Source organism: Pseudomonas chaetocerotis (genome assembly GCF_015712105.2).
Taxonomy (GTDB): domain Bacteria; phylum Pseudomonadota; class Gammaproteobacteria; order Pseudomonadales; family Pseudomonadaceae; genus Aquipseudomonas; species Aquipseudomonas chaetocerotis.
This window is the reverse complement of sequence record NZ_JACFYX020000001.1, coordinates 332,536-349,251: the sequence shown is the minus strand read 5'-3', so window position 1 is coordinate 349,251 and position 16,716 is coordinate 332,536. Positions and strand designations below refer to the sequence as shown.

10 protein-coding genes and 1 pseudogene are annotated in these 16,716 nt (G+C 64.5%); 9 read left to right on the top strand and 2 right to left on the bottom strand.

Annotated elements, in window-relative coordinates:
• Positions 1–256 precede the first annotated feature (256 nt).
• The 5 genes and pseudogenes from H3221_RS01645 to H3221_RS25715 all read left to right on the top strand — a co-directional run bounded on the left by H3221_RS01645 (position 257) and on the right by H3221_RS25715 (position 6,749).
• Positions 257–2,557 (top strand): DUF1631 domain-containing protein, encoded by a 2,301-nt coding sequence (locus tag H3221_RS01645; RefSeq protein WP_196473800.1) that lies wholly within the window; start codon positions 257–259, stop codon positions 2,555–2,557.
• A 390-nt stretch (positions 2,558–2,947) separates the two neighbouring features.
• Complete coding sequence (gene ampD, locus H3221_RS01640) at positions 2,948–3,499, top strand: 1,6-anhydro-N-acetylmuramyl-L-alanine amidase AmpD (protein ID WP_192980066.1); 552 nt, start codon at positions 2,948–2,950, stop codon at positions 3,497–3,499.
• Positions 3,500–3,501: 2 nt separating this feature from the next.
• Positions 3,502–4,335 carry a regulatory signaling modulator protein AmpE gene (ampE, locus tag H3221_RS01635; protein WP_196473799.1) on the top strand — a complete coding sequence of 278 codons (834 nt, stop codon included), beginning with the start codon at positions 3,502–3,504 and terminating at the stop codon, positions 4,333–4,335.
• A 416-nt stretch (positions 4,336–4,751) separates the two neighbouring features.
• Positions 4,752–5,894, top strand: a pseudogene (locus tag H3221_RS25720) (HAMP domain-containing protein); the annotation flags it as partial.
• Between the two features lie 141 nt (positions 5,895–6,035).
• Positions 6,036–6,749, top strand: coding sequence for a methyl-accepting chemotaxis protein (locus tag H3221_RS25715; protein ID WP_373423169.1), 714 nt, complete (start codon positions 6,036–6,038; stop codon positions 6,747–6,749).
• Positions 6,750–6,916: 167 nt separating this feature from the next.
• On the opposite strand, the gene H3221_RS01625 is transcribed toward H3221_RS25715, so the two are convergent.
• Positions 6,917–7,696, bottom strand: a complete 780-nt coding sequence (locus H3221_RS01625; protein WP_196473797.1) for a TatD family hydrolase — start codon at positions 7,694–7,696, stop codon at positions 6,917–6,919.
• Between the two features lie 136 nt (positions 7,697–7,832).
• Between H3221_RS01625 and H3221_RS01620 the strand changes: the two genes are divergently transcribed.
• The gene (locus H3221_RS01620; protein WP_196473796.1) at positions 7,833–9,887 is read left to right on the top strand and encodes an AsmA family protein; all 2,055 of its coding nucleotides are present in this window, start codon (positions 7,833–7,835) and stop codon (positions 9,885–9,887) included.
• A gap of 41 nt (positions 9,888–9,928) precedes the next feature.
• Here H3221_RS01620 and cra read toward each other — a convergent pair whose 3' ends face one another.
• Positions 9,929–10,921, bottom strand: a complete 993-nt coding sequence (cra, locus tag H3221_RS01615) for a catabolite repressor/activator (protein ID WP_196473795.1) — start codon at positions 10,919–10,921, stop codon at positions 9,929–9,931.
• Between the two features lie 238 nt (positions 10,922–11,159).
• On the opposite strand from cra, the gene ptsP reads away from it, so the two are divergent.
• The 3 genes from ptsP to H3221_RS01600 are packed head-to-tail and all read left to right on the top strand — an operon-like array spanning position 11,160 to position 16,681.
• Positions 11,160–14,021 carry a phosphoenolpyruvate--protein phosphotransferase gene (ptsP, locus tag H3221_RS01610; protein ID WP_196473794.1) on the top strand — a complete coding sequence of 954 codons (2,862 nt, stop codon included), beginning with the start codon at positions 11,160–11,162 and terminating at the stop codon, positions 14,019–14,021.
• Positions 14,021–14,941 (top strand): 1-phosphofructokinase, encoded by a 921-nt coding sequence (gene pfkB, locus H3221_RS01605; RefSeq protein WP_196473793.1) that lies wholly within the window; start codon positions 14,021–14,023, stop codon positions 14,939–14,941. Before ptsP ends, pfkB begins: the two co-directional genes overlap by 1 nt.
• Before the next feature lie 12 nt (positions 14,942–14,953).
• Positions 14,954–16,681 (top strand): fructose-specific PTS transporter subunit EIIC, encoded by a 1,728-nt coding sequence (locus tag H3221_RS01600; RefSeq protein ID WP_196473792.1) that lies wholly within the window; start codon positions 14,954–14,956, stop codon positions 16,679–16,681.
• Positions 16,682–16,716: the final 35 nt, after the last annotated feature.

Here is a 16,716-nt window from a genome sequence, read left to right as displayed (position 1 = left end):
CAGCGTCACAGGGCTGTCAGCGTTACGCTGTAAAGATACGGCTGTCGTGTATGGGCTACCGTCTGGAGGTGGCGTGTGGCTATCTGTGATCTGGGTCATGTCTGTAGGAAAAATTGGCTTGGTATGGCGCGCGGCCTCCCTATAATGGCTTTACTTTTTTCATTATTGACGCCAGGCCTTTGACGTTACGGACGACGCTCGGTTGACGCTGTGCAGACCAGGAAGCTCGAGTTCGGGCAGTCTGCGGGAGACTAGAATGAAGACCGACGCGAATGTGGTGCACCTGAACAAGGCCACCGCAGAGCAATCGCCAACTTCGCCGGTAGGAAGACTGCCCGTGGCGCTGATTCAGGTGCGTGACAAAGCGGCGCAACAGCTCAAGCAGAACCTGCAGAGCCTGTTCGACAACGCGGACGATACCCTCTTCGAGATGGCGGATCGGGCGACCAGCAATGCCGAGCAGAACGCGTTCTTCGAGGCCATGCGTGACCTGCGTCTGAAACGCAAGAACATCGAGCGCGGTTTTCTGCAGAAGGTGTTCGAGTCCTTCGCCAATCTCAATCAGTACGAAATCGGCAAGCCTCAGCCAGCCCTGGATGCCGTGTCGTTCGACAGCCTGAGCCTGGTGCAGAACGACGAGCTGGAAGAAACCGTGGCGCTGGACGCCATGGTGGCCAAGGTGATGAGCCGAGATGCTGTTGCCTTGGGCCATCTCACCACGCGCCTCAATGCAGTGATCAGCAAGAAGCTGGACGACAAGAGCAACCCGCTCGGCCCGACCCTGCTCAGCGAATACTTCCTCGATGCCTGCAGTAGTCTGGGTGTGGAGATCAAGGTCAAGCTGATCATCCTCAAGCTGTTCGAAAAGTACGTGCTCGGCAGTTGCGACAGTCTTTACGCCGAGGCCAATCAGGCGCTGGTCAGCGCGGGTGTGCTGCCTGAACTGAAATCCGCACCGCCGCGCCGTCAGCAGCGCCCGGCAGCTTCCGCTTATGTCCAGTCGTCCGGCGAAGAAGGCATTCCCTTGCTCGAAGGCGCCGATCAGGGTGTGCAGGAAGTGTTCGGTGCGCTGCAGGATCTGCTCTCGCAAGTGCGCGGCACGGCGATGCCACGCCGGGCTCAGGCCGCCGATGCAATGCCGATCACCAGCAGCGACCTGATGCGCCTGTTATCGCATATGCAGCAGCGGGCTCCGGCGCAGGTCAGCGTCGAGGATTTCGATCTTCGCGACCAGCTGGAGCGATTGCTCGAACGTGCCAGTGCCAAGAGTGGCAAGGCGCGGGTGGTGGGCGAGGTCGACGAAGATGTGATCAATCTGGTGTCGATGCTGTTCGAGTTCATTCTCGATGACCGCACCCTGCCGGATTCGCTCAAGGCACTGATTGGCCGCCTGCAGATCCCGATGCTCAAGGTGGCGGTGCTGGACAAGACCTTCTTCAGCCGTGGCAGCCATCCGGCGCGCCGCTTGCTCAACGAAATCGCCTCTGCCGCGCTGGGGTGGGTCGATCAGGACGATGCGCAGCGTGACAGCCTCTATCAGAAGATCGAACAGGTGGTTCAGCGCCTGCTGAACGATTTCGTCGATGATCCGGCGATCTTCTCCGAGCTGCTGGCCGAGTTCATGGCGTTCACGGGCGATGAGCGTCGTCGCAGCGAACTGCTCGAGCAGCGTACCCGCGACGCCGAGGAAGGCAGCGCCAAGGCTGAACTGGCCCGCCGCCAGGTCGAGCATGCACTGAACGAGCGGCTGCTGGGCAAGACGCTGCCGGAAGTGGTGGTGCGTCTGCTGCAGGAAGCCTGGAGCAAGGTGCTGATGCTCACCTGCCTCAAGCATGGCGTGGAGTCGGAAGAATGGCAGGCTGCGCTGCAGACCATGGATGACCTGGTCTGGAGCGTTGCCCCGCACGAAGATCCCGAGGCGCGTCTGCGTTTGCTGGACCTGGTGCCCGGCTTGCTCAAGGCGCTGCGCGAAGGCATGGCCAGTGCAGCGTTCGATCCGTTCTCTACCAGCGAATTCTTCAGTCAGTTGGAAGTGCTGCATGTGCAGGCCTTCCAGCGCTTCAAACGCGCGGCGCCTGAAGCCGAACCGGCCGTTGCCGAGGATGCTGCGCATACCGATCCGAGCGAAGCCGGCATCGAGCTGCCACTGCTGGAGCTGCCGGCGGCCGAAGAGATCGAGGACGCCCCGGCGATGGTCGAGGTGGTCGAAGAGATCATTCTGCTTGCGCCGGGCCAGACCCGTCCGCAGGAGCCGGACGTTGTGCTCCCGGACGACGACGAAGCGTTGCTGCAGGTGGACAGCCTGCGCGTGGGTAGCTGGGTGGAAATCCAGGAAGATGAGGAGCACAAGCTGCGCTGCAAGCTGGCGGCCATCATCAAACCCACTGGCAAGTATGTGTTCGTCAATCGCACCGGCATGAAGGTGCTGGAGAAGACACGCAACGCGCTGGCGGTGGAGTTCCGCCGCAACGCTGTGCGCCTGCTTGACGATGCGCTGCTGTTCGACCGCGCTCTGGAGTCGGTCATCGGCAATCTGCGCAAGTTGAAGCACAGCTGATCCTGGCCTGGGAGCGCTTCGCTCCTGGCAGCGGCTTGGCCGGTAGGAGCCCCGCCCCGGGGCGAAGCTTTTCGATGGTGCGGCGTGCTCGATATCGATTCGCCGCGGGGCGCGGCTCCTACAGAGCTTGATCCTCGGGATGTTCTGAAAAAACGTCATTGCTGCGCAGGTGCAACAGCAGCTTTATCGCTGAACGGCGCTCGCGCTGGCCCGAAGGGAAATAATCCAGAATCTGCGCTGCTCCTGGGCTCCTGCCTTCGCGGGCGTGACGATAAATGGGTTTTTCTGAGTTTCCCTGGATATTTCCCGTCTTTGCACATCCTGTTGCGGCCTCGCGCTTGGCCGCCGTAGCCACCTGCTCTAGAGTGGTGACACGTTCAGGAGTGCCACATGCAGCTCGACCCCTCAACTGGCTGGTTCCAGGGCATCCCTCACTGCCCGTCGCCGAATTTCAACGCTCGCCCGGGTGGCGAGATCTCCCTGCTGGTGGTGCACAACATCAGTCTGCCGCCTGGGCAGTTCGGTACCGGCAAGGTGCAGGCGTTCTTTCAGAACCGCTTGCCCGTGCATGAGCATCCTTTCTTCGCCGAGATCGCGTCCCTGCAGGTTTCCGCGCATTTCTTCATCGAGCGTGATGGCGGGCTGACGCAATTCGTCTCCTGTCTGGATCGTGCCTGGCACGCCGGGATTTCCTGGTTCGAGGGGCGCGACAACTGCAATGATTTTTCCCTGGGCGTGGAGCTGGAAGGGACGGATGATCTGCCCTACACCGACGCTCAGTACGCCAGGCTGGCCGAGCTGACGCGACAGTTGCTGGACGCCTACCCGGCGCTATCGACGCAACGTATCCGTGGCCACAGCGATATCGCACCTGGGCGCAAGACCGACCCGGGGGCAGCGTTCGACTGGTCGCGTCTGCACGCCGAATTGAAGGAGAGGTAGCAATGAGTTTTCTGGTGATTCTGCTGGTGCTGTGGGTCGAGAAATTTTCCGCCTGGCGTCTGCGCATCCAGCAGGACGGCCCCTGGTTGGCGCAACTGCAGCGCCTGCAACAAGGCGGTCTGCAGCAGGCTCCGTGGCTGTGCCTGGCCATTCTGGTGCTGTTGCCGGTATTGGCGTTGGGGCTGGTGCTGCTGATCCTCAAGCCTCTGGCCTACGGCTGGCTGGCTTTGCCCGTGCATTTGCTGGTGCTGATCTACAGCCTGGGGCGTGGCGATCTGCTTGCGGCGTTGGGGCCGTTTCGCGATGCCTGGCGCCGTGGTGACGGTCAGGCGGCTTACCATGTGGCTGAACGTGATCTTTCGCTGCAGCCGGAGGAGGGCACCGAGTTGCTGCAGCAGGTTCAGGGGCATCTGCTATGGCAGGCCTATCAAAGCTTCTTCGCCGTTATCTTCTGGTATCTGCTGCTCGGGCCCATGGCGGCGTTGGCTTATCGGCTGTTGGCCTTGAGTGCCGAGCATGCGGAGCAAGCGGCTTTACGTGAGCGCGCCGTGCAACTGCGCCACGCCTTTGATTGGCTGCCGGCACGGGTACTGGCTTCCAGTTTCGCGCTGGTCGGCAACTTCGTCGCCGTCAGCCGCGCTTTGCTGCATGAGCTGCTCAGCTGGGATATTTCTGCTGCGCAGCTGGTGATCAAGGCCGGGCGTGCGGCCGGTGAGATGCCGCCGCCGGTGATGGGCGAGGAAGGCGTCGAGACCCTGGATCAGCTGTGGCAACTGCTGATACGTGCTGCAGTGGTCTGGTACGCCGGTTACGCGGTCTGGGTGCTGTTCATCTAGAGATCCTGCCCAAGCGGTATGCAAGGCGGGGGCAGCCTGCTGTCACGCACAGTGGCGGGTTGCACCCGCCCTACGTGCTGGCTTTGTGGAAGCCGCGCCCTGCGGCGAATGGCGAAAACAGCATTCGCCCCACCTGCATGGCCTTGGTTGGACTCTCTGGGCGCGCGTTTAACCTTAAGTTACAGAGGCGCGTGTCGATAAGGGGTATAAGGAGGCCGTAGTCGACCCTGTTTGGTGATTTTCGTCACATTTATCTGCCTGTATTCGCCGCATGGATCGGCGCGCCGCAGGTCGGTCGACACAGGACGCCGTGATCAGCCCGTGAGAGGCTCGGCGGCGATCCAAGCGATACCTATAACAATAATGGCAACTGGAGACGTCTAGTGAAGACCGTGTTGTATCCGGCCATCGCGCTGATGAATCGCCTCAGCTTCGGCATGAAGTTCAGCCTGATCAGCGTTTTATTCTTCCTGCCCATGCTCGTCACCAACTTCTATCTGGTGCGCGACTCCTATCGTCAGTTCGTCGGCACCCAGACTGCCCTGGAAAGCCTCGAGCTACTTGGCAGCAGCCTGCAGCTGCGCCGTGATCTTGAAAGCCTCAACGATCTGGTGCAGATCAATTCGATGATCGGTCAGTCCGGTCAGGCGGGGGATCTGGAGGGGCGTATAGATCAACTGCAGCAGTCGCTCAATGCCGGCCTGCAAGGGCTGCAGCCGGTGACCAGCGATACCGAGCAGGCAGCGGAGTTCGTCGCCAAGCGCGACGAATTGCTGGCCGAGCTGAAAGGCGCAGAGGCCGAGACCTCTTTGCAGAGCAAGACCGTCATCGTCGAGAAGCTGCTGGGGTCTTCCCAGGTCTTCATCAAGCTGGTGGCCAGTCAGGCGGGGTTGAGCCAGGACCCGCAACGCCAGGTGCGGCAGATCACCGAGCTGATCACCAACGTCACCCCGCAGATCACCGATGTGCTCAGTCAAGGCCGTGCCATCGGCGCCTATTCCCTGGGGCAGGGTTTTCTCAATTCCGCAGCCAGCACCCAGTTCGATGACCTGCTGCTGCAGCTGGAGAAGCTGCACGCCGAGTACGGCCTGAATCTGCAGGAGGCACTGGCCGGTAACGTCGCTGCGCAGAACGGGCTTGGCAGTCTGGCCGAAGCCAGTCGCCAGAGTCTGAAGGACAGCGGCGTGCTGTTCGAGGATCAGGTGATCATCGCCGACAGTCTGGATACGCCCTGGCCTCAGTTCTACGATCAGGTCAGCCAGGAAATGGCCAAGACCTACGCCTTCAACGACGGCCTGCTGGCGTTCCTCGACAGCCAGTTGAGCAAGCGGCTGGCCGAGAACCGTGCGCAGATGGTGTTGCTGGTGGTGGCGCTGGTGGTGGTGTTCCTGCTGATCGTCTACCTCTACAGCGGCTTCTACGTGTCCACCCGCTCGACCCTGAAAAACCTGGGCAAGGTGATGGACAGGGTTGCCGCAGGCGATATGACGGCCAACTTCCAGGCGCAGAGCCGAGACGAGCTGGGCGAGCTGGGGCAGGTATTCAACCAGACTGTGTTGCGCATCCATGACCTGATCGAGCGCGTCGGGCATACGGTGGGCGAGGTCGGCGGCCAGGCGGATCGCGTCGAGCTGGTTTCAGGCGAGAGTAACCAGGCGGTGGCCGGTCAGCGTGCGCAGATCGAGCAGGTGGCCACGGCGATGAACCAGATGTCCGCCACTGCCCAGGAGGTGGCGCGCAGCGCCGCCGCAGCGGTCGGTAGCGCGCAGAGCGTGAATCAGGAAACAGTCAGCGGCCGCGCGTTGGTCGAGCAGCAGGTCGGTGCGATCCAGCGTCTTGCCGGTGAAATCGACCAGTCGGTGGCGGTGATCAATCAGTTGGCCAGTGACAGTGCGGCGATCAGCCAGGTGCTCGATGTGATCAAAGGGATCGCCGAGCAGACCAATCTGCTGGCGCTCAATGCTGCCATCGAGGCGGCGCGTGCGGGTGAGCAGGGGCGCGGTTTCGCTGTGGTGGCTGACGAGGTGCGCAACCTGGCCAAGCGCACGCAGCAGTCCACCGAAGAGATCGAGGCGATGATCGCCAAGCTGCAGGGCGGTGTGGGGGCGGCGGTGAAGGCGATGAACGCCAGTCACCAGATGGCGGATGGCACGGTCAGCCAGTCGGCCAAGGTGCAGCAGGCCCTGGAAAATATCCTCGGTGCGGTGGGCATGATCGTCGACCAGAACCAGCAGATCGCTGCGGCGGCCGAGCAGCAGACGGCGGTGGCGCACGATATCGACCAGAACATCGTCGAGATCAACCATGCGGGCGAGCGCACCGCTGCCGGTGCCAGCCAGACCGAGCAGGCCAGCCGCGAGCTGAGCGAGCTGGTTTCGCGTCTCAAGCAGTTGATCGGCGCATTCCGTGTGTAGGGTGGGCTTCAGCCCACCACTGGCGGTCAGCGTGGGCTAAAACGGATCGCCGCCCGATCCACCCTACAAGGCTCCGAGCCTTCCTAGGCCGCTTGGCAACAGCTAACGCAGACATAGCCAATACATTCGCTCCTACAGGGCTTTACCGCCGCCCCATCTGGAAAGCTCTACCTCCAGCCGAACAACTCATCCGCATTGCGGCTGCTGGCCGCTGCCAGTTCTTCGGCCGTCACGCCGCGCAGTGTTGCCAGTTCGCTGCAGATGTCCGCCAGGTATTCCGGGCTGTTGCGCTGGTTGGGATACATAGCGGGGGCCATGTCCGGGGCGTCGGTTTCAAGCACGATGGCTTCCAGTGGTAGTTGTGCGACCACCTTGTGCAGGCGATTGGCCTGCGGCCAGGTGGCGGCGCCGCCGAGGCCGAGGCGAAAGCCCAGCTTGATGTACTCACGAGCTTCCTCATGGCTGCCGGCAAAGGCGTGGATGATGCCGCCGCGCGCCAGGCGAAAGCGTTTGAGTGTGGCGATGGTCGCTGCATGGGCACGGCGCACGTGCAGCAGCGCCGGCAGTTCGAACTCGGCGGCCAGTTGCAGCTGCGCTTCGAACAGCGCCTGCTGGCGCTGCCGGTCCAGGTGTTCCAGGTAGTAATCCAGACCGAACTCACCGACGGCGCACAGCTGGCGATGCCCGGCCAGCTTTCCCAGCCAGTCGCGCAGCTCAGGGAGATGCTGCGGGTGATGATCGTCCAGGTAGACCGGATGCAGGCCGAACGCGGCATGCAGGTTTTCGTTGGCCTCGACCAACTGCCACAGCCGCTGCCAGTTGGCCTGGTAGACGCCCAGCACCACCATGCGCTGCACACCCAGCGCGCGGCTGCGCGCGAGTACTTCGTCGCGGTCGGCGTCGAAGTCGGGGAAGTCCAGGTGCGTATGGGTGTCGATCAGGCGCATCGGTCTGCTCACCAGCGGGCATTCAGAATCAGCTATTTTCCCCTTTCACGCCAGAACAAGGGAGCGTTGGCGAATCTTTTCAGTCGTATGGACATGGACGATTTTCACTCGGGCAGTGAAATAAGGAGGTCGCTGGGTGCGTCATTTGCGCAAGTTTGTAGGCGCATCGTTCGCCGTTTTCCTGTTGTTACTGGCGGCGTTGATGCTGTTTCTGGTGCTGTTCGATTGGAATCGGGCGCGGCCGCTGATCAATGAACAGGTTTCTGCGGCCCTGAATCGGCCGTTCGCCATCGAGGGCGATCTGCGCGTGGTCTGGCAGCGTGAAGCCGGTCAGCAGGGGTTGAGCGCCTGGCTACCCTGGCCCCATTTTGCTGCCGAGCAGTTGCGCCTGGGCAACCCGGACTGGGCGCCGGGCGATACCTTCGTCAGCCTCGACAGCGTGCGTTTGCGTCTGTCGCCCCTGCCGCTGCTATGGAAGACGGTCAGCATCCCCAGTATCGAGCTAGGCGCACCGGTCGTCGATCTGCAGCGCAAGGCCGATGGCCGCGCCAACTGGGTGTTCGACTTGGGCACAGAGGCGGCGGACGACACTGGTCAGCCCGGCGCCTGGACGCTGGATATCGGCACCATAGCTTTCGACAAGGGGCAGGTGAAGCTCGACGACAAGGTCAGCAATACTCGCCTGGAGGTACTTATCCAGCCGCTTGGCGAACCGATCCCATTCGCCGAGATCGTTGGCAATAGCGCGGCCGAGCGCCTGGCCGAGAGCAATGCCAGCGCCCAGGATTACGCCTTCGCCTGGCAGACCCAGGGCAATTTTCGCGGGCAGCCGTTGACCGGTAACGGCAAGGTCGGTGGCCTGCTGGCGTTGCATGACGCGTCGCAGCCGTTCCCGTTGCAGGCCGATGTGCGCATTGGCGCGACCCGCATCGTGCTGGCTGGCAGCCTGACCGATCCGCAGAATCTGGGCGCACTGGATCTGCGTTTGCGACTGTCCGGCGCGAGCCTCGGTCAGCTGTATCCGCTGACCGGCGTGACCTTGCCGGATACCCCGCGGTACAGCACCGATGGTCGCCTGCAGGCCGACTTGCGCGATGCCGACGGGGCGATCTTTCGCTACCTCGGTTTCAACGGCCAGATCGGCGACAGCGATGTCCAGGGCGACCTGACGTTCGTGGCTCGCGAGCCGCGACCGAAGCTGTCCGGCCGACTGACCTCCAACCAACTGCTGTTCAGTGATCTGGCACCGCTGATCGGCGCCGACTCCAGCGCAGACAAGCGCGAGCGTGGCGAGCAGGACGTGCAGCCGGCGAACAAGGCGCTGCCCGTCTCCGAGTTTCGTACCGACCGCTGGCGCGCGATGGACGCCGATGTGCGTTTCGTTGGCAAGCGCATCGTGCACAGCGAGCAGTTGCCGATCACCGATCTCGACACTCATGTGGTGCTCGATGACGGCACGCTGAGTCTGGAACCGCTGCGTTTCGGCATGGCCGGTGGCGAGCTCGATTCGCATATTCGCCTCAATGGCGCCACCACGCCGTTGCAGGGGCAGATGCGTCTGCGTGCCCGCGAGCTCAAGCTCAAGCAGTTGTTTCCAACCTTTGCGCCGATGCAGACCAGCCTCGGTGCGCTCAACGGCGATGCGCGCATCAGCGGCCGCGGCAACTCGGTGGCCGCATTGCTCGGCAGCGCCGATGGCGAACTGAAGATGCTGATCAATGATGGGGCGGTGAGTCGCGGGCTGATGGAGATCGCCGGGTTGAACGTCGGCAATTACCTGGTCGGCAGGCTGTTCGGCGACGAGGATGTGAGGATCCATTGTGCGGCGGCTGATTTCGGTATCAAGCAGGGGTTGATGAGCACGCGGCTGTTCGTCATCGACACCGACAATGCGGTGATCAAGGTCGACGGCAGCGCCAACTTTGCCAACGAGCGGCTGGATTTCACCATCACGCCATCGACCAAGGGTTTTCGCATCTTTTCCCTGCGCTCGCCGCTCTATGTGCGCGGTACGTTCAAGGAGCCGTCGCCGGGTGTGCAGGCTACGCCGCTGGCACTGCGTGGTGTTGGCCTGGTGGCGCTGGGCGTCGCTGTGGCGCCAGCGGCCGGGTTGCTGGCGCTGGTGGCACCCAGCGCTGGCGACGAGCCGAGCCAGTGCGCGCCACTGCTGCAGAAGATTCAGGGTGGTTAGCAGGCGCATCAGAACGAGGTGTAGGGTGCGCATGGCGCTCCCTACCTCTGGGTTCGGTCCTTGAAGCGGCGGCCGATGGCCTCGATGCCGGGCTGATAGTCATTGTGTTCCACCGCCCGCAGTGTCCAGGCCAGCGCGCGTTCGGCGATGCATTCGTGCTGCTGGCTCATGGCATTGACTCGCAGCGGCAGAAAATCCAGCAACTGGGTATCGCCGAAGGTGGCCAGGCGCACTGACGGCCATTGTTCGCTGCCCTGTTCGCGTAGCGCATCGAACACCCCTTCGAGCAGCACGTAGGCGGTGGTCAGCAGCGCATCCGGCGAGCCGACTTCCTCCAGCAGTGTTTGCATCTGTCGGTAGCCGCAAGCGCGACTGAACAGCTCGCCGTGATAAACGCTGATGCGTCCGTCGAAACCTTTCAATGCCGAACGGAAGCCACGTTCGCGCGCCTGACTGATGACCAGCTCCGCGCGCGCGCCGAGCAGGGCGATATGCCGGGGTTTGGGTGTCAGCAGGCTTTCGGTCAGGGTGTGCCCGGCCTGCTCGTCATCACTGACCACCGAGCGAATGTGAGTGGGCGACAGCGCGCGGTCCACGGCCACGACCGGTAGGCCGGCGGCGACGATGGCCGGATACAGCGGATCATCCGCAGGCAGGCAGCTGGCGACGATCAGCGCCTCGCAGCGGCGTGAGCGGAACAGCTCGAGCAACTGCCGCTCGCTGCTCGGGTCATCGTCGGAGCTGGCGATCAGCAGCTGGTAGCCGGCGGCGCGCGCCTTCTGTTCGAGCAGTTTGGCCAGGCGCGCATAACTGGGGTTTTCCAGGTCCGGCAGGATGAAACCCAGGCAGCGGCTTTGCCCGCGGCGCAGGCTGGCGGCCTGCTGATCCGGGCGATAGCCATGTTCCTCGACCACTGCCAGCACTTTGGCCACGGTGGCAGGGCTGATGCGCCGACGTTCGGCCTGACCGTTGATTACGTAGCTGGCGGTGGTCACGGAGACCTGGGCCAGGCGGGCGATGTCGCTGAGTTTCACGGGCGCAGCACCATGCTGGGAAGAAGTTTCGAGCGTGCGAGCGCGGCGAGTCTACACCGACTCGACGACGACCGGGCTTCAAGGATTACCCATTATCGGATAAGGTGCCAGCGCTTGATGAATCGTTTCAGCAGTGCAATTCATCAGCTAGTCTTGAAAGTGTTTGGGTGGCGTAAGTGAGCGTCGAGCCCGTGAACACCCTTCTTAATCAAAACAAGAATCCAAGCCGGAGGCCCCCATGCTCGAACTCGATGCCAGCCAAATCCAGATGGGCCGGGCGGCGGCGAACAAGGGCGAAGCCCTGGCCATGCTCGGCGATGCGCTGGCCAGTGCCGGCCTGGCCACGGCGGCTTATCTCGACGGCCTGCAGGCACGCGAAGCTCAGGGTTCGACCTTTCTCGGCCAGGGCATCGCCATCCCCCATGGCACACCGCAGACCCGCGATCAGGTGCTGCGCACCGGCGTCAGCCTGATCCAGTTCCCCGCCGGTGTGGACTGGGGTAATGGCCAGCAGGTCTACCTGGCCATTGCCATTGCCGCGCAATCCGATGAACACCTGCACCTGCTGCAACTGCTGACCCGTGCCCTGGGTGAAGGCGATCTGGGCCAGGCGCTGCGCGAAGCCCGCGAGCCGGCGCAGATACTCGAACTGCTGCAGGGCGCACCGCAGGCACTGGCACTGGACGGTCAACTGGTGGCGCTGGCGCAGCCGGTTGAAGACTTCGACGAATTGCTCTGGCAGGGCGCGCGACTGTTGCGCCAGGCCGGCTGCGCGCGCAGTGGCTTCGCTCTCGGGCTGGCGCGGGGCGAGCCGCTGCCGCTGGGCGATGGCCTGTGGTGGCTGCACAGCGAGGCCAGCGTCGAGCGGCCCGGCCTGGCGTTCGTCACGCCAGCGCAGCCGCTGACTTTTCGCGGTGAGGCGTTGCGCGGTCTGTTCTGCCTGGCCAGCCAGGGCGAGGCGCATCGTCAGGCGTTGGAGCGGTTGTGCGATGTGCTGATCGGTGGTCGCGCGGCCGCGTTCAGCGAAGCCAGCGACAGCCGCCAGGTAATCGAGGCGCTGGGCGGTGAGGTGCCACCGGACTGGCCCAGCCTCAGCGTGCCGCTGCTCAATGCCCATGGTCTGCATGCGCGCCCGGCCAAGGCGCTGAGCGAACTGGCGCAGGGCTTCGCCGGTGAGACCCGCGTGCGCCTGCTCGGTGATACGGGCGCCGGCGTCTCGGCCAAGAGCCTCAGCCGCCTGCTGGCGCTGGGCGCGCGGCGTGGTCAGATGCTCGAATTCAGCGCCGAACCGGCGATTGCCGAGCGTGCACTGCCGGCCATTCGCGCCGCGCTGGAAAGTGGCCTGGGTGAAACGGTCGAGCCGCTGAGCGACGCGCTGCCCGAAGTCGCTGCGCAGCTGGAACCTGTCGAAGCGGTTGCTCCCGTTGCCGGTAGCCGTCTGCAGGCGGTCGGCGCCTCGCCCGGCATCGCCATCGGCCCGGCGTTGGTGCGCACGCCGCCAGCGTTTCATTTCGCTGAGCAAGGCCTGGGTGTCGAGCAGGAGCGCGCGCGCCTGGATGCAGCCCTGGCCGCTGTCGCTGCGCAGATCCAGCGCCTGGTCGATGGCGCCGGTGTGGCGAGCATCCGGGAAATCTTCAGTGCCCACCTGGCCATGCTCGCCGATCCGGCGCTGCGCGAAGACGTCGAGGCGCGCCTGGGCAAGGGTGCAAGCGCCGAAGCAGCCTGGCAGGTCGAAGTCGAGGCAGCTGCCAAGCGTCAGGAAGCGCTGCATGACCCATTGCTGGCCGAGCGGGCTGCTGACCTGCGTGATATCGGCAACCGTGTACTGGCGCACCTGTGTGGCGTCGAGCTGCCCAGCGAGCCGAACGAGCCTTACATCCTGGTGATGGCTGAAGTCGTGCCGTCGGACGTCGCCGGTCTCGACCGTCAGCGTGTGGCCGGCATCCTGACCGCCCAGGGTGGCGCCACCGCGCACAGTGCGATCATCGCCCGCGCCCTGGGGATTCCCGCCGTGGTCGGTGCTGGCGATGGCGTGCTGGCGCTGGCGCAAGGCACGCCGCTGCTGCTCGATGGCGACAGCGGTCTGCTGCGTATTGCCCCGGATGCTGCAGAGCGCGACCAGGCGCTGCATGAACGTGAGACGGCGCAGCAGCGTCGCGAGCAGGCGCATGCCGAGCGCTTCAACGATGCGCAGACTCGCGATGGCGTGCGTGTCGAGGTGGCAGCCAATATCGGGGCCAGCGGCGAAACCGCCGACGCTGTGGAACTGGGCGCGGAAGCCGTTGGCCTGCTGCGCACCGAGCTGGTGTTCATGGAGCATGCCCAGGCGCCGGATCACGCTGCGCAGGAGCGCGAGTACCGGCGCGTGCTCGATGCGCTGGACGGGCGCCCGCTGGTGGTGCGTACGCTGGATGTCGGCGGCGACAAGCCGCTGCCGTACTGGCCGATGCCGGCCGAAGAAAATCCTTTCCTGGGTGTGCGCGGCATCCGCCTGAGCCTGCAGCGCCCGGACATTCTGGAAACCCAGTTGCGCGCCTTGCTCGCCTCGGCCGATGGCCGCCCGCTGCGGATCATGTTCCCCATGGTCGGTTCGGTGGAGGAGTGGCGTGCGGCGCGTGACATGGTGCAGCGCCTGCGCGAAGAGATCGAGGTGCGCGACTTGCAGCTCGGCATCATGATCGAAGTGCCCTCGGCGGCGCTGCTGGCGCCGGTGCTGGCGCGCGAGGTGGACTTCTTCAGCATCGGCACCAATGACCTGACTCAGTACTGCCTGGCCATCGACCGTGGCCATCCGCAGCTGTCGGCGCAGGCCGATGGCCTGCACCCGGCCGTGCTGCGCCTGATCGAGATGACCGTGACCGCTGCCCATGCGCAAGGCAAGTGGGTCGGCATCTGCGGCGAACTGGCCAGCGACCGACTGGCCGTACCGCTGCTGGTTGGTCTCGGCGTGGACGAACTGAGCGTGACGCCGCGTTCCATTGCGTTGGTCAAGGCGCGCGTGCGTGAGCTGGACAGCCGCCAGGCGCGAACCCTGGCCGACCGCGCCCTGACCCTGGACAGTGCCAGCGCCGTTCGCGCGCTGGTGGCGGAGATGCACTGATGGCCCGAATCCTGACCCTGACCCTGAACCCGGCGCTGGACCTGACCCTGCGTCTCGACCGCCTGCAGCCCGGCGCGATCAACCGCTGCCATGAGCTGCGCAGCCACGCCGCCGGCAAGGGCCTGAACGTCGCCCAGGTGCTGGCCGATCTTGGCCATACCTTGAGCGTGGGTGGCTTTCTCGGCCGCGCCAATGCCGCGCCGTTCGAGAACCTGATACACAAGCGCGGTTTTCACGACCTGTTCGTCCGCGTGCCGGGCGAGACGCGCAGTAACATCAAGCTGGCCGAGGCCGATGGCTGCATCACCGACCTCAACGGCCCTGGCCCGCAGGTCGAGGACAAACACCTGCAACGCCTGGAGGCTGAGCTGGAACCGCTGCTCGCCGGGCATGACGCCGTGGTGGTCGCCGGCAGTCTGCCACGTGGCGTCACCCCGCAGTGGTTCGCCGGTCTGTTGCGGCGCATCAAGGCCAGCGGCGTAGCGCTGGCAGTGGACAGCAGTGGTGCAGCCCTGCAGGCGGCCCTGGGCGTCACGCCCTGGCTGATCAAGCCCAACGAACAGGAACTGTCCGAGGTGTGCGGCAGCGACCTGTCTGCTGCCGTGCAGACGCTGCGTGCGCAGGGCATCGAGCACGTGCTGTTGTCGCGTGGTGCAGATGGCGTCGACTGGCATGGGCCGGATATCGCCCTGCGAGCCGTACCGCCGCGTGTCGAAGTCGCCAGTACGGTCGGTGCCGGCGACTCGCTGCTGGCGGCCAGCCTGCATGGCCTGCTCGAAGGCTGGCCGGCCGCGCGCACCTTGCGCCTGGCCACGGCGGTGGCGGCGCAGGCGGTCACCCAGATCGGCTTCGGTATCCATGATCGCGAGCAGTTGGCCCGTCTCGAAGCGGCCGTGCAACTGCAGCCTTTAGAACAATAAGAGGCACCCACCATGAATCTGCTGATCGTCACCGCCTGCCCCAATGGCCAGGTCACCAGCGTGCTGTGTTCGCGCCTGTTGCAGGCTGCGGCCGAGCGCCTGGGCTGGCAAACCCGTGTCGAGGTGCATGACGCGCGTGCCATTGGCTCCCCGCTGAGCGAAGCCGAAATCGCCGCTGCCGACTGGGTGCTGGTGGTCAAGACCGGTGAGCTGCCGTTGGCGCGCTTTGCCGGCAAGCGCCTGCTGCAGGCTTCGCCAGCCGAGGCACTGGCCGACCCGCAGCGTTTTCTGCGTGACGCCGCCGAGCGCGCTCAGCCCTATGGCGAAAGCCGCGAGTCTGGTGCGGGCAGTCGTCGCCGACTGGTCGCTGTGACCGCCTGCCCGACCGGTGTGGCGCATACCTTCATGGCTGCCGAGGCGCTGCAGCAGGCGGCGCTGCGCATGGGCATCGAGCTGCAGGTGGAAACCCGCGGCTCGGTCGGTGCGCGCAACCTGCTCGACGATGCCGCCATCGCAGCGGCCGATGCCGTGCTGCTGGCCACCGATATCGAGGTGGATACCAGCCGTTTCACCGCCAAGAAGGTCTACCGCTGCGGCACCGGCGTGGCACTGAAACAGCCGCAACAGACACTGGAGCGGGCCTTGAACGAGGCACGGCCGCTGAGCGAAGCCGCACCCGCCGAGGGCAAGGCCGTCGCCAGTAGTGGCGAGAAAACCGGCCCCTACAAACACCTCCTCACTGGCGTGTCCTACATGCTGCCGATGGTGGTGGCGGGTGGTCTGCTGATCGCCCTCTCGTTCGTCTTCGGTATCGAGGCATTCAAGGAGGAGGGCACCCTGGCCGCCGCGCTGATGAAGATTGGCGGCGAGAGCGCCTTTCAACTGATGGTGCCACTGCTGGCCGGCTACATTGCCTATTCCATCGCCGACCGTCCGGGCCTGGCACCGGGGATGATCGGCGGGCTGCTGGCCAGTTCGCTGGGCGCCGGTTTCATCGGCGGCATCATCGCCGGTTTCCTTGCCGGCTATTCGGCCAAGGCCATCGCCCATTGGGTGCGCCTGCCGGCCAGCGTCGAGGCGCTCAAGCCGATTCTGATCATCCCGCTGGTGGCCAGCCTGTTCACCGGGTTGGTGATGATCTATCTGGTCGGCAGTCCGGTGGCGGGCATGCTGGCGGGACTCACCGCCTTTCTCGACGGCATGGGCAGCACCAATGCGATCCTGCTGGGTGTGTTGCTCGGCGGCATGATGTGCGTCGATCTCGGCGGGCCGATCAACAAGGCGGCCTATGCCTTCTCCGTCGGCCTGCTGGCGTCGAGCAGTTATGCACCGATGGCGGCGACCATGGCAGCCGGCATGGTGCCGCCCATCGGCATGGCCATCGCCACTGTGCTGGCGCGGCGCAAATTCGCCCAGAGCGAACGTCAGGCCGGCAAGGCAGCCGGAGTTTTGGGGCTGTGCTTCATCTCCGAAGGGGCGATTCCCTTCGCCGCCAAGGACCCGCTGCGGGTGATCCCGGCCAGTATTGCCGGTGGTGCGCTGACCGGCGCGCTGTCGATGTACTTCGGCTGCAAGCTGATGGCGCCGCACGGCGGTCTGTTCGTGCTGCTGATTCCCAACGCGATCAATCACGCGCTGCTATACCTGCTCGCCATCGTCGCTGGCAGCCTGGTGACCGGGGTGCTCTATGCGCTGATCAAACAGCCCGAGGCACAGCCGATGGCGGTCGGCGCGCAATAAGCGCAGGGTCCGTTGCCTCGGTTACACTGAGTCGA